Source organism: Streptomyces triticisoli, from assembly GCF_003270085.1.
GTDB lineage: Bacteria > Actinomycetota > Actinomycetes > Streptomycetales > Streptomycetaceae > Streptomyces > Streptomyces triticisoli.
In genome coordinates, this window is the sequence record NZ_QFDQ01000127.1 from 1 (window position 1) to 12,629 (window position 12,629).

Annotated in this window: 9 protein-coding genes and 1 pseudogene; 8 read left to right on the plus strand and 2 right to left on the minus strand. The window is 71.0% G+C overall.

The window, feature by feature from the left end:
- Positions 1-278, minus strand: a pseudogene (locus DEP02_RS18575) (hypothetical protein); the annotation flags it as partial.
- A gap of 194 nt (positions 279-472) precedes the next feature.
- Between DEP02_RS18575 and DEP02_RS18580 the strand changes: the two are divergent.
- The 3 genes from DEP02_RS18580 (at position 473) to hutH (ending at position 4,296) form a co-directional block, all read left to right on the plus strand.
- Positions 473-1,267 carry an enoyl-CoA hydratase/isomerase family protein gene (locus DEP02_RS18580; RefSeq protein ID WP_112468805.1) on the plus strand — a complete coding sequence of 265 codons (795 nt, stop codon included), beginning with the start codon at positions 473-475 and terminating at the stop codon, positions 1,265-1,267.
- 123 nt (positions 1,268-1,390) lie between these two features.
- Positions 1,391-2,542, plus strand: coding sequence for a GGDEF domain-containing protein (locus tag DEP02_RS18585; protein ID WP_112468807.1), 1,152 nt, complete (start codon positions 1,391-1,393; stop codon positions 2,540-2,542).
- Between the two features lie 215 nt (positions 2,543-2,757).
- On the plus strand, positions 2,758-4,296 hold the full coding sequence (gene hutH / locus DEP02_RS18590) for a histidine ammonia-lyase (protein WP_112468809.1): 1,539 nt from the start codon (positions 2,758-2,760) through the stop codon (positions 4,294-4,296).
- Positions 4,297-4,403: 107 nt separating this feature from the next.
- On the opposite strand, the gene DEP02_RS18595 is transcribed toward hutH, so the two are convergent.
- Positions 4,404-4,772 (minus strand): LPXTG cell wall anchor domain-containing protein, encoded by a 369-nt coding sequence (locus DEP02_RS18595; protein WP_198668482.1) that lies wholly within the window; start codon positions 4,770-4,772, stop codon positions 4,404-4,406.
- A gap of 109 nt (positions 4,773-4,881) precedes the next feature.
- Here DEP02_RS18595 and DEP02_RS18600 point away from each other — a divergent pair, with 109 nt between their 5' ends.
- The 5 genes from DEP02_RS18600 (at position 4,882) to DEP02_RS18620 (ending at position 12,545) form a co-directional block, all read left to right on the plus strand.
- On the plus strand, positions 4,882-5,262 hold the full coding sequence (locus tag DEP02_RS18600; RefSeq protein ID WP_112468813.1) for a hypothetical protein: 381 nt from the start codon (positions 4,882-4,884) through the stop codon (positions 5,260-5,262).
- Between the two features lie 219 nt (positions 5,263-5,481).
- Positions 5,482-6,723, plus strand: coding sequence for a L,D-transpeptidase (locus tag DEP02_RS18605; protein ID WP_112468821.1), 1,242 nt, complete (start codon positions 5,482-5,484; stop codon positions 6,721-6,723).
- 113 nt (positions 6,724-6,836) lie between these two features.
- Complete coding sequence (locus DEP02_RS18610) at positions 6,837-8,285, plus strand: ABC transporter permease (protein WP_112468815.1); 1,449 nt, start codon at positions 6,837-6,839, stop codon at positions 8,283-8,285.
- Positions 8,286-8,365: 80 nt separating this feature from the next.
- On the plus strand, positions 8,366-9,049 hold the full coding sequence (locus DEP02_RS18615; protein ID WP_112468817.1) for an ABC transporter ATP-binding protein: 684 nt from the start codon (positions 8,366-8,368) through the stop codon (positions 9,047-9,049).
- A gap of 265 nt (positions 9,050-9,314) precedes the next feature.
- A complete protein-coding gene (locus tag DEP02_RS18620) occupies positions 9,315-12,545 on the plus strand; it encodes a S8 family peptidase (RefSeq protein WP_112468819.1) in 3,231 nt (1,076 codons plus the stop codon).
- Positions 12,546-12,629 lie beyond the last annotated feature (84 nt).

The window sequence follows — 12,629 nt, forward strand, 5'->3', positions numbered from 1 at the left end:
GCCGGCCCGGCCCCGGCGGAGGTGTCGGCGGACCCGCCGCTGCCGGCGTCCGCGCGGGTCCCGGCCTCCGCGCGGCCCGGTCCGCCGCCCCCGTACTCGGGTGCCAGCCGTACGAGGCTCAGCACACCGACGGCCACCGCGAGCCCTCCGGCGGTCAGCAGCACCTTGCGGGGGCGGGGCCTGCGGTGGCGCCCGCGCGCCCGGAGGTCCCAGGGATGAGACCGCGCACAGACGTCGACCGTGTCGTCCTGCTGCACGGTGGCCGTGTCCGTCGTCATCCGCCGTCCTCCCCGATGCGCTCGCGCCCCCTGTGCGCCGTGGGGAACGCACGTTATGCGCTCTCGTGGGGGTTCGGCGGGGGTCGGGCGGGATGTCACTCGAACGGGGGATCGGGTCTCGACAGTGGGGCGTGCTGTGACCCGGCCGGGCTTTCCCTGTTACCGTGTTAACACGCGTTAACCGGGAGGCTGTCATGAGCGAGGAGCGGTTCGGAGAGTTCGTGCTGGTGCGGCGGCACGAGTACGTGGCGGAGCTCGTCCTGGACCGGCCGAAGGCCATGAACGCCGTGTCGACGGAGATGGCCCGGTCGATCGCCGGGGCGTGCGCGGCGCTGGCCGCCGACCGGGACGCGCGCGTGGTAGTCCTGACGTCGTCGCACGAACGGGCGTTCTGCGTCGGCGCCGACCTGAAGGAGCGCAACTCCTTCAGTGACGCCGACCTGATGCGGCAGCGGCCGGTCGCGCGCGGGGCGTACACCGGCGTACTGGAGCTGCCGATGCCGACGATCGCCGCGGTGCACGGGTACGCACTCGGCGGCGGCTTCGAGCTGGCCCTGTCCTGCGACGTGATCGTGGCCGACCGTACGGCCGTGGTGGGGCTGCCGGAGGTGTCCGTGGGCGTGATCCCCGGCGGTGGCGGCACGCAGCTGCTGCCGCGGCGGGTGGGGGCGGCCCGGGCGGCCGAGCTGATCTTCACGGCACGTCGTCTGGAAGCCGAGGAGGCGCACGAGCTGGGGCTGGTGGACCAGTTGGTGGAAGAGGCCCAGGACCGCGAGGAGGCGCTGCGGCTGGCCGGCCGGATGGCCGCGAACTCCCCCGTAGGTCTCCGCGCGGCCAAGCGCGCCCTGCGTCTCGGCCACGGCCTGGATCTGCGAACCGGCCTGGAGGTGGAGGACGCGGCCTGGCGCTCGGTGGCCTTCTCCGCGGACCGGGCGGAGGGCGTGGCGGCCTTCAACGAAAAACGCACCCCCCGCTGGCCGGGAGAGTGACCGCCACCCGCCCCCGCCCAGCCCTGCGGTCCGTCCGAGCCGTACTCGGACCGGTGTGGGCCGCCGCTCACTGACAGGCGCGAGAATGTCCCGAATCTCATCAAATGTCCCTAGCCTGGGGTGATGGGTGAGAACAGGCGGCTGGCGGCTGTCGTCGCGTTGGCGCAGGGGATGGCGGCGGCGCACAGCCCGCGGGAGTCGTGGCGGGCGGCGGCGCTCGGGGCGTGCCGGGCACTGGAGGGGAGCTTTGCCGCGCTCTCGGTGTGGGAGCGTGAGCGGGGGCGGCTGCGGGTCCTGGTGAACGTGGGGGAGCGGGCGCCGGAAGAGGAGGAGTTTCCGGAGGACGAGGCGTACCCCGTGCACCAGTTCCCGGAGATCACCGAGTTCCTGCACGAGCGGTGGGCCTCGGGCGGCGAGCCCAACGCCTGGGTGGAGACCGCCGAGGGGCCGGCCGCCGGTCGTCCCGGCTACTGCCATCAGCGCGTCGCGGCCCTGCGTCGGCGTGGGCGCCGCTGCTGCGTGGTCGCGCCGATCGTGCAGCACGGGCGCGCGTGGGGCGAGCTCTATGTCGCCCGCGCGGTCGGCGCCCCCCTCTTCGGCCGGTCCGACGCCGACTTCGCCACCGTGCTGGCCGCCGTCGTCGCCGCCGGTCTCGCCCAGACCGAGCGGCTGGAGGAGGCCCGCCGCCTGGCGTTCACCGACGCGCTCACCGGGCTCGCCAACCGCCGTGCCGTCGACGTACGGCTCGACGAGGCGATCGAGCGGCACCGCGCGGACGGCGTCGCGGTCAGTCTCGTCGTCTGCGACCTCAACGGGCTCAAGCAGGTCAACGACACCCTCGGCCACGCCGTCGGCGACCGGCTCCTGGAGCGGTTCGGGTCCGTGCTCTCGCTGTGCGGGGCGATGGTTCCCGGCGCCCTCGTGGCCCGGCTCGGCGGGGACGAGTTCTGCCTGCTCGCGGTGGGTCCGTCCGCCGACGAGGTGGTCAAGGCGGCCGACGAGCTGTGCCGGCGCGCGGCCGGGCTGGAGCACGGGGAGGGCGTAGCCTGCGGAGTGGCCTCCACCGAGGACGTCATCGGGCCGGTGCGTTCGGCCCGGCGGCTGTTCCGGCTCGCCGACGCCGCGCAGTACCGCGCGAAGGCGCTGCGCTCCGACCGGCCGGTCGTCGCCGGCCGTGAGGGCCCCGAGGATCCGGTCGTCCGGCTGGCCGACGAGCCCTCACCCGCCCCACGGTCCCCGGCCGACCGTCGCCGCTTCCGGGGGCGGAGGTCCTGAGGGGGCGGAGGTGCTGAAGGGGTGGAGGTTCTGAAGGGGTGGAGGTCTTGAGATGCGCAGCCCCTGAGGCGGCGGAGGCCTTGAGATGCGCAGCCCTTGAGATGCGCAGCCCTTGAGGCGGCGGAGGCCTTGAGACGGCGGAGAAAAGTAAGGGGCATTCCCGCTCCCCACTGGTGACATCTTCGCATTCACTGCGTACGCTCCTGAATATGGATATGCACACTGTGGTGGTGGGGACGTCCGGGGTCACCGCGTCCGACGTTCTCGCCGTGGCCCGCGGCGGCGCCCGCGTCGAGCTCTCCGAGGAGGCGGTGGCGGCCCTCGCGGCGGCCCGGGAGATCGTGGACGCACTTGCGGCCAAGCCCGACCCCGTCTACGGCGTCAGCACCGGTTTCGGCGCCCTCGCGACCCGGCACATCAGCCAGGAGCTGCGCGCCCAGCTGCAGCGCAACATCGTCCGCTCGCACGCCGCCGGCATGGGCCCGAGGGTCGAGCGCGAGGTCGTACGGGCGCTGATGTTCCTGCGGCTGAAGACCGTATGCTCCGGCCGCACCGGCGTACGCCCCGAGGTCGCGCGGACCATGGCCGGCCTCCTCAACGCCGGCATCACCCCGGTCGTGCACGAGTACGGCTCCCTCGGCTGCTCCGGCGACCTGGCCCCGCTCTCCCACTGCGCCCTCACCCTCATGGGCGAGGGCGACGCCGAGGGCCCCGACGGAGTCGTACGCCCCGCCGCCGGACTCCTCGCCGAGCACGGCATCCGGCCCGTCGAGCTGCGCGAGAAGGAGGGCCTGGCCCTGCTCAACGGCACCGACGGCATGCTCGGCATGCTGATCATGGCCCTCGCCGACCTCGACACCCTCTACAAGTCCGCCGACATCACCGCCGCCCTCAGCCTGGAGGCGCTCCTCGGCACGGACCGGGTCCTCGCCCCCGAACTGCACACCATCCGCCCCCACCCCGGGCAGGGCGCCGCCGCCGCCAACATGCTCGCCGTCCTCAAGGGCTCCGGCCTCACCGGCCACCACCAGGACGACGCGCCCCGCGTCCAGGACGCCTACTCGGTGCGCTGCGCCCCGCAGGTCGCCGGCGCCGGCCGCGACACCCTCGCGCACGCCCGGCTCGTCGCCGAGCGCGAGCTCGCCTCCGCCGTCGACAACCCCGTCGTCCTGCCCGACGGCCGGGTGGAGTCCAACGGCAACTTCCACGGCGCCCCGGTCGCCTACGTCCTGGACTTCCTCGCCATCGCCGCCGCCGACCTCGGCTCCATCGCCGAGCGCCGCACCGACCGCCTGCTCGACAAGAACCGCAGCCACGGCCTGCCGCCGTTCCTCGCCGACGACGCCGGCGTCGACTCCGGCCTGATGATCGCCCAGTACACGCAGGCCGCCCTGGTCAGCGAGATGAAGCGGCTCGCCGTACCCGCCTCCGCCGACTCCATCCCGTCCTCCGCCATGCAGGAGGACCACGTCTCCATGGGCTGGTCGGCGGCGCGCAAGCTGCGCACGGCCGTCGACAACCTGACCCGGGTCCTCGCGGTCGAGCTGTACGCCGCCACGCGCGCCGTCGAGCTGCGCGAGGGGCTGACCCCGGCCCCGGCGACCCGGGCGGTCATCGACGCCGTACGGCAGGCGGGGGTCGGCGGCCCCGGCCCGGACCGGTTCCTGGCACCCGACCTCGCCGCCGCGGACGCCTTCGTGCGCGACGGCCGGCTCGTCGCGGCGGCGGAGACCGTCACCGGCCCGCTGCAGTGACGCGGTGAGAAAGAAAGGCGGCCGGGATCCGCCCTTTCCGGCAGATCCCGGCCGCCTTCACCTCACAAGCCGCTCAAGCCCCCCAATTCACCGGGACACCGGCCGGCTCAGAAGTCGAACTGCTCCCGCCGCACCGAATACACCACGAAACCGGCGCCCACCGCGAGAAAAAGCGTTCCGCCGACGACGTAGGGAGTGGTGTCGATGCTTCCGGTGGCGGCGAGTTCGGTGCCGTCCCGGGGCGCGGACGCCCCCGCGGAGCCGGCCTCGGACCCGGACCCGGCCTCCGTCCCGGACCCCTCCGCCTCCGTGGGCGCCGGCCGCCCCTGCTCCGTGACCTGCGTCGTCGGCGCCGCCGGACCCGTCTCTCTCGCCGGTGCCTCCACCGAGGCGTTCGCGGAGGGGACGAACCACAGGGCGCCCAGCAGGGTGCCCGCGGCGGTGGCGGTCAGCAACGTACGGCGAGCGGATGACACGGAATATCGATCCCCTTGTGGCGCTGGTGAATTGGCCGTGTGGAGCGATGTTAGTGAAAATCGCGGGTCACAGGAAAGTCACAGGAGGTTTGAGTCGTACGCTCCGGCCATGAGTACTGCAGAGACATCACGTTTTGTACGGCTTCGCGTGGAGCTGGTTCTCGAGGTCGAGGACGAGGACGCCGTCATGGCGGCGGCCCGCCGCCGGATCGCGGAGGACGAACAGCTCGGTGCCCTGGAGCGGATGCGCGCCGAAGGGGCTGTGACGGAAGACACCGCGGAGGCCCTGGCGTATCTGGTCGACCCGTTCGTGCTGGTCGGTGAGGTGCCGGGGGTCGAACTCCAGCAGGCGTCCTGGTCCAGTGAGCACATCGAGTACGACCCGGACTCGCCGGACTGGGAACTGGACGAGGATGATGTCGACGGGGACGACGAGGAGGACGGCGACGGGGGACTGAACCGCAGGGAGTACCCCGGGTTCCCCGGCTGACGTCGCCCGGGCCGTCGGCGGCCCCGGCCGCAACCGTCGTCCGGGTTTCGTCGTCTCACGGAACGCGCCCCCGTCCCGCGCCCCGTCCGCCGCGGCGGACGTGGTGAGGCCCACATCCGCACGACATGGGAAATGGGGTGAAACGGTCGTAGCGTTGAAGATCTACGGCGGGGGGTTCGAGGGGCTTTGGGGATTCGCCAAACGATGGAGAAGCGTGTGATGACGAACAGTAAGCGGCGCAAGAGCCTGACGGCCGCGTCCGTACTGCTCGGCGGTGTACTGGTGCTCACAGCCTGTTCCGGCAGCAGCGACGCGGCCGGCGGCAGTGGCGACACCTCGCAGGCCCAGGCCGACAAGGCCGCGGCCCAGGAGTCGTCGGAGGCCCAGATCAAGATCACACCCGCGGACGGCTCCGACAACGCCTCCATCAACAACTCCGCCGCCGTCACCGTGGCCAAGGGCACACTGACGAAGGTCGCCATGACCACGGTCGACGGCAAGGCCGTCGAGGGCCGGATATCGGCCGACAAGAAGAGCTGGAAGCCCAGCGGCCAGCTGGACCGCGCCACCACCTACAAGGTCTCCGCGAGCGCCACCGACGCCAAGGGCCGCGCCGCCCACGAGAACGCCTCCTTCACCACGGTCTCCCCGGCGAACAGCTTCATCGGCAACTTCACGCCGGACGACGGCACCACCGTCGGCGTCGGCATGCCCGTCTCGATCAACTTCGACAAGGCCATCACCGACAAGGCGGCCGTCCAGAAGGGCATCACCGTCACCACCTCCAGCGGTCAGGAGGTCGCCTGCCACTGGTTCAACGCCCAGCGCATGGACTGCCGCCCCGAGCAGTACTGGCAGGAGAACTCCACCGTCACGCTGAAGCTCGACCTCGACGGCGTCGAGGGCGCCCAGGGCGTCTACGGCGTCCAGCAGAAGACGGTCACCTTCAACATCGGCCGCAACCAGGTCTCCTACGTCGACGCGAAGACCAAGCAGATGAAGGTCACGCGGAACGGCAAGGTCGTCAAGACCATCCCGATCTCGGCCGGTTCGCCCGAGAACAAGACGTACGAAGGCCAGATGGTGATCTCCGAGAAGTTCAAGGAGACCCGGATGAACGGCGCGACGGTCGGCTTCACCGACGACGACGGCAAGGGCGAGTACGACATCAAGGACGTGCCGCACGCCATGCGCCTGAGCACCTCCGGCACCTTCATCCACGGCAACTACTGGGGCAGGGGCATCTTCGGCAACGCCAACACCAGTCACGGCTGCGTGGGTCTGCAGGACAAGCAGGGCGCGGACGACCCCAACACCCCGGGCGCGTGGTTCTACAACAACTCGATGGTCGGTGACGTCGTGGTCGTGCAGAACACCGGCGACAGGACCATCGCCCCGGACAACGGCCTCAACGGCTGGAACATGAGCTGGGCCCAGTGGAAGGCCGGATCGGCGGCCTGACGGGTCCTCAAGCAGCTTGACCGGTGCCGTCCTTCGGGGCGGCATCGGCCTTCTCATCGTTCTCTCAGTCCGGCCTTATCGCTCCATCAGAGTGCGTCCCTACCGTGCGGCGCATGTTCTTCACCTACCTGAGGCGCGAACTGCGCCGCCGCAGAAAGGCGGCCCTCGTCGTCGCCTCCGGGCTCGCGCTGGGCATCGCCCTCGTCATCGTGGTCAACTCCGTGTCCAACGGCATGGGCAGGGCGCAGGAAAAGGTCCTGCAGTCGCTGTACGGGCTGGGCACGGACATGACCGTCACCAAGGCGGCCACGCCGGCGTCGGGCGACGCGCAGCGCCCCCGCTTCCGGTTCGAGGCGAAGGACGACGACTCCGAGGACAAGCAGAGCAGCGACCGGGTCATGGCCCAGGGCTTCACGACCCTGCCCGCCTCGACCGTCACCGAGGTCGCCGGCCAGAAGGGCGTCTCCTCGGCCGTCGGCGGGCTGAGCCTCAACGTGGTGAAGGTCAGCGGCCAGTTCACCCGCGGCCAGTTCCAGCAGGGCGACGGCGGCGTCGAGATGCGCGGCAAGCCGGGCGCCGGGCCGCGCTACCGGATCGAGGGCGGCGGCGCCGACTTCGACGTCAACATGTACACGGTCTACGGCACCGACGTCACCCAGCCGGCGCTCGGCCCGCTGACCTCCTCCGAGATCACCAGCGGCCGTACCTTCAAGACCACCGAGACCAACGCCAAGGTGGCCGTCGCCGACGCGGCGTACGCCAAGGAGAAGAAGCTCAGGACCGGCAGCACCGTCACCATCAAGGGCGCCACGTACGAGGTCATCGGCATCGCGACCGCCAGCAGCGGGGACGCGGCGGCCAACCTCTACATCCCGCTGAAGCAGGCGCAGAAGCTCAGCGGCGAGAAGGACAAGGTCACCACGGTCTACGTCAAGGCGACCGACTCGCAGCAGATCGGCGCCGTCAAGAGCGCCATCCGGAAGAACGTCCCCGGGACCACGGTCACCACCTCCGCCGATCTGGCCAAGACCGTCTCCGGCTCCCTGTCCACCGCCGCCGACCTGGCCGCCGGCGTCGGCAAGTGGCTGTCGATCGCGGTACTGGTGGCCGCGTTCCTGGTCGCCGGGCTGCTCACCTCCTCCGCGGTCTCCCGGCGGGTGCGCGAGTTCGGCACGCTCAAGGCGCTGGGCTGGAAGTCGGGCCGGGTGACCCGGCAGGTGGTCGGCGAGGCCGTCGTCAACGGCCTGGTCGGCGGCGTCCTCGGCATCGCGCTCGGCCTGGCGGGCGCGTACGTGGTGACCGCGGTCAGCCCGACGCTGCAAGCGCAGCTCGGCGGCTCCGGGGGCGGGCCGGGCGGTCCCGGCGGCGGGGGTGCCTTCCTCGCCGGCCCCGGCCGGCAGGCCGCGAAGTCGCTGGAGGTGGCGCTCACCGCGCCGGTCAGCGCCACCACCATCGCCCTCGCGGTCGGCCTCGCCGTGGCCGGCGGTCTGATCGCCGGCGCGTTCGGCGGCTGGCGGGCCTCCCGGCTGCGCCCGGCGGACGCGTTGCGGCGCGTCGAGTAGCGCCCGTACGGCGCTGCCCGTCCACGGGCCTCGTGGGCCACCGACCCGACTCCCTCACGCATTCCAGGAGCTGTTGCACCATGTACGAACTCAGAGGCGTCACCAAGCGCTACACCCGCGGCAAGGACGTCGTCCACGCCCTCGACGGGGTCGACCTGACCATCGGTGACGGTGACCGGCTGGTCATCCAGGGTCCCACCGGCGGCGGAAAGTCGACGCTGCTGCAGATGCTGGGCGGGCTCGACCGGCCCACTTCCGGCGAAGTCGTCCTGGACGGCACCGACCTGGCCGAACTGCCCGAGGCCCGGCTCACCAGGGTGCGCAGCGAGAACATCGGCTTCGTCTTCCAGTCCTTCAACCTGATCCCGACGCTGACCGCGCAGGAGAACGTCGAGACCGCCCTCGTCCCGCTCGGGATCAAGGCCGCCGACCGGCGCGAACGGGCCGCCGAGGCACTGAAGTCGGTCGGACTCGGCGAACGGCTCGGGCATCTGCCGTCCGAGCTGTCGGGCGGCCAGCAGCAGCGCGTCGCCATCGCCCGGGCCCTGGTCAAGCAGCCCAAGGTGCTGCTCGCCGACGAACCCACCGGAAACCTCGACGAGTCGATGCGCGACGAGATCATGGACGTACTCGAACGCATGTGGAAGGAGCACGGGTTGACGTTCGTGATGGTCACCCACGACTCCGCCCTGGCGAAGAAGGCCCCGCGCCTGGCGACGATCCGCAAGGGCCGCATCACCGTCACGGAGAAGACAGGCGCGTAGGCGCACTGTTGACGCGTAGTCACCCTGCTCATTCGTGGACGTACATCTGGCTCAATGCGGTACCCCTCTATTGAGCAGGTGATCACCCCCCGGCATACTGCGTGTTCCGGGGGGACGTACGCGCGCTTGTACGAGATTTCCCTCGGTCGGGTGAACGGGGATTCGCCCGGTACTCCATCTCCCAGGGGGAGTCTTGCGCAGACAAGTGAAAAGAGCGTGCGCTGCCACGGTCGCCGCAGCAGCGGCCGTAGCCCTCGCCGCGGGTATGACCAGCCCGGCGTCGGCGGGACCCGAGCAGCGCTCGTCCGATACCGCCCGGTTCACCGCCCACCGCGACATCACCCTCATCACCGGCGACCGGGTCACCGTGGACGCCAAGGGACGCGTGGTCGGCCTGCAGCGGGCCAAGGGGCGCGAACACATACCCGTGCAGGTCCGCAGGGCCGGCGGGCACACCCACGTCGTACCGGCCGACGCGGCCCGCCTGGTCGCCTCCGGCAAACTGGACCAACGGCTTTTCGACATCACCGAGTTGAACAAGTCCGCCACCCGCAGGTCGCTCAAGAACGGTCTGAAGGTGATCGTCGGCTACAAGGGGGCCGCCACCGCCGCACGGGCCGACGTCCGCGAGGCTGGCACCCTGCGCCGCACCCTCAAGGCCCTGAACGCCGACGCGGTGCAGACCTCGGTCAAGGACACCCCCGAGCTGTGGAAGGCGCTCACGGACGGGGACAAGCCCGCCACCGGCGTCGCCCACGTCTGGCTCGACGGCGTCCGCAAGGTCAGCCTCGACAAGTCCGTGCCGCAGATCGGCGCGCCCACGGCCTGGAAGTCCGGCTACACCGGCAAGGGCGTGAAGATCGCCGTCCTGGACACCGGTGTCGACGCCACCCACCCCGACCTGAAGAGCCAGGTCGTCGCGGCCAAGAACTTCTCCGCCGCGAAGAACACCAACGACGCCTTCGGCCACGGCACCCACGTCGCCTCCATCGCGGCGGGCACCGGCGCCAAGTCGGGCGGCAAGTACAAGGGCGTGGCGCCCGACGCGAAGATCCTCAACGGCAAGGTCCTCGACGACAGCGGCTACGGCGACGACTCCGGCATCCTCGCCGGCATGGAATGGGCCGCCCAGCAGGGTGCCGACATCGTCAACCTCAGCCTCGGCGGCCCGGACATGCCCGACACCGACCCGCTGGAGGAGGCGGTCGACAAGCTCTCCGCCGAGAAGGACATCCTCTTCGCGATCGCCGCCGGCAACGAGGGCCCGGAGTCGGTCGGTTCGCCCGGCAGCGCGGACGCCGCCCTCACCGTCGGCGCCGTCGACAAGAAGGACAGGCTCGCCGGCTTCTCCTCCACCGGTCCGCGCGTCGGCGACGGCGCCGTCAAGCCCGACGTCACCGCGCCCGGCGTCGCCATCACCGCCGCCGCGGCCAAGGGCAGCCTCATCGCCCAGGAGGTCGGCGAGAGCCCGGCCGGCTACCTGACCATCGACGGCACGTCCATGGCGACCCCGCACGTCGCCGGCGCCGCCGCCCTCCTCAAGCAGCAGCACCCCGACTGGGGTCACGCCGAACTCAAGGGCGCGCTGACCGGCTCCTCGAAGGGCGGCGCGTACACGCCGTTCGAGCAGGGCGCCGGCCGTATCGCCGTCGACCGGGCGATGCGGCAGACCGTGATCGCCGATCCGGTGTCGGTGAGCTTCGGCACCCAGGCCTGGCCGCACACCGACGACGAGCCGGTCACCAAGCAGCTGACCTACCGCAACCTCGGCACCGAGGACGTCACGCTCACCCTGAGCCTGACGTCCACCGACCCCCAGGGCCGGGCGGCCCCGGCCGGCCTCTTCACGCTCGGCGCGACCGAGGTGACCGTCCCGGCCGGCGGCAAGGCCTCCGTGGACCTGACCGCCGACACCCGGCTGGGCGGCACCCTGGACGGCGCCTACTCGGCGTACGTCACGGCGACCGGCGACGGGCACAGCGTCCGTACGGCCGCGGCCGTGGACCGCGAGGTCGAGTCCTACGACGTCACCGTCAAGCACATCGGCCGCGACGGCAAGCCCACCGCCGGCTACAACACCGCCCTGTTCGGCTACTCCGGCCTCGGCGCGGACCGCGCCTACCAGGTGTTCTCCGCCGACTCCGGCACGACGACCGTGCGCGTGCCCAGGGGCACGTACGTCGTGGACGCCTGGATCGCGAAGGACTTCGTGACCCTCAAGGGCGGCCTGGACTGGCTGGTCCAGCCGAAGCTCAGCGTGACCAAGAACCTCACGCTGACGATCGACGCCCGGGCCGCCAAGGCGGCCGACATCACCGTGCCGGACAAGTCCGCACGGCAGACCATGGCGATGATCGGCTACTACTACGACCCCGCGGACTTCGGCATCGGCATCGGCCTCGACCGCTGGTCCAACCTGCGCACCGGCTCCCTCGGCGGAGACGTCAGCGGGCTGAGCCAGACCTGGAACGGCCAGTGGACCAAGGGTGCGAGCACCGAGTACGACGTGGCGACCACCGCCAAGGTCAAGAGGTTCCAGGGCGGCAAGGTGCGCCACTACGCGGCACGCGAACTCGCCAAGGTCAAGACCGCCATCGCCGCGGGCGGCTCCCGCAAGACCGGCGGCGTCACCACCGTGGGCCTGCTCCCCGAGGACTACGTCATCGGATTCCCGGTCGAGCAGAAGCTGCCGGGCACACGCACGCTGTACCTGTCGACGAACCACGGCATCCAGTGGACGATGGACGTGGAGCAGTACGGAGGCTACGACCGCAACGGCTTCCCGGTCACCGAGGCGTTCTACACGCTCGGCGCGCCGCAGACCTTCAAGGCCGGCAAGACCTACACCAAGACCTTCAACAGGGCGGTGTTCGGCCCGCGTCTGAACCGGGACTACGGCCTGTTCCGCGACCGGAACACGATCTACGGCGACCTGCCGCTGTTCGCCGACTCCGCCGGGCACTACGGCGCCTCGGTGTTCACCTCGGCGAAGACCACCCTCTACCGCAACGGCAAGAAGGTCGGCTCCAACGACGACCCGCTGTTCGGCAGCAAGGTCTTCACGGTGCCTTCCGGTGACGCCGCGTACAAGCTGACCACCTCGGTCAAGCGCAGCGCGAAGATCGCGAACGGCTCCACCCGCATCGACGCGACCTGGACGTTCCGCTCCAAGAAGCCGTCCCGCACCACCCAGCTCCCGGCCTCCTCGGCCCGCTTCAAGGCCACCACCGGCATGGACAACCGTGTCAAGGCGGGCAAGAAGGCGACCTTCCCGGTCACCGTCGAGGGCGCCGGCGCGGGCAAGAACCTCAAGTCGCTGTCCGTCTGGGTGTCGTACAACAGCGGCAAGACCTGGAAGAAGGTCACCGTCAAGAAGGGCAAGATCACCGTCAAGAACCCGGCGAAGGGCAAGGCCATCTCCTACCGCGCCAAGATCACCGACAAGAAGGGCAACACGTCGGTGATCTCGATCTACAGCGCGTACTACGGCAAGTGACCCGAGCTGTGGAACCCGGCTCGAAGTGAGCCGGTGACAGACGGCGGACGGCCCGCCGGAAGCACTCCTGCTTCCGGCGGGCCG

What these genes read in the sequence shown, in the direction of transcription:
- DEP02_RS18580 (WP_112468805.1), top strand. Translation starts at nt 473, where the DNA reads ATGAGCGAGGAGCGGTTCGGAGAGTTCGTGCTGGTGCGGCGGCACGAG.
- DEP02_RS18585 (WP_112468807.1), top strand. Translation starts at nt 1,391, where the DNA reads ATGGGTGAGAACAGGCGGCTGGCGGCTGTCGTCGCGTTGGCGCAGGGG.
- hutH (WP_112468809.1), top strand. Translation starts at nt 2,758, where the DNA reads ATGCACACTGTGGTGGTGGGGACGTCCGGGGTCACCGCGTCCGACGTT.
- DEP02_RS18600 (WP_112468813.1), top strand. Translation starts at nt 4,882, where the DNA reads ATGAGTACTGCAGAGACATCACGTTTTGTACGGCTTCGCGTGGAGCTG.
- DEP02_RS18605 (WP_112468821.1), top strand. Translation starts at nt 5,482, where the DNA reads ATGACGAACAGTAAGCGGCGCAAGAGCCTGACGGCCGCGTCCGTACTG.
- DEP02_RS18610 (WP_112468815.1), top strand. Translation starts at nt 6,837, where the DNA reads ATGTTCTTCACCTACCTGAGGCGCGAACTGCGCCGCCGCAGAAAGGCG.
- DEP02_RS18615 (WP_112468817.1), top strand. Translation starts at nt 8,366, where the DNA reads ATGTACGAACTCAGAGGCGTCACCAAGCGCTACACCCGCGGCAAGGAC.
- DEP02_RS18620 (WP_112468819.1), top strand. Translation starts at nt 9,315, where the DNA reads ATGACCAGCCCGGCGTCGGCGGGACCCGAGCAGCGCTCGTCCGATACC.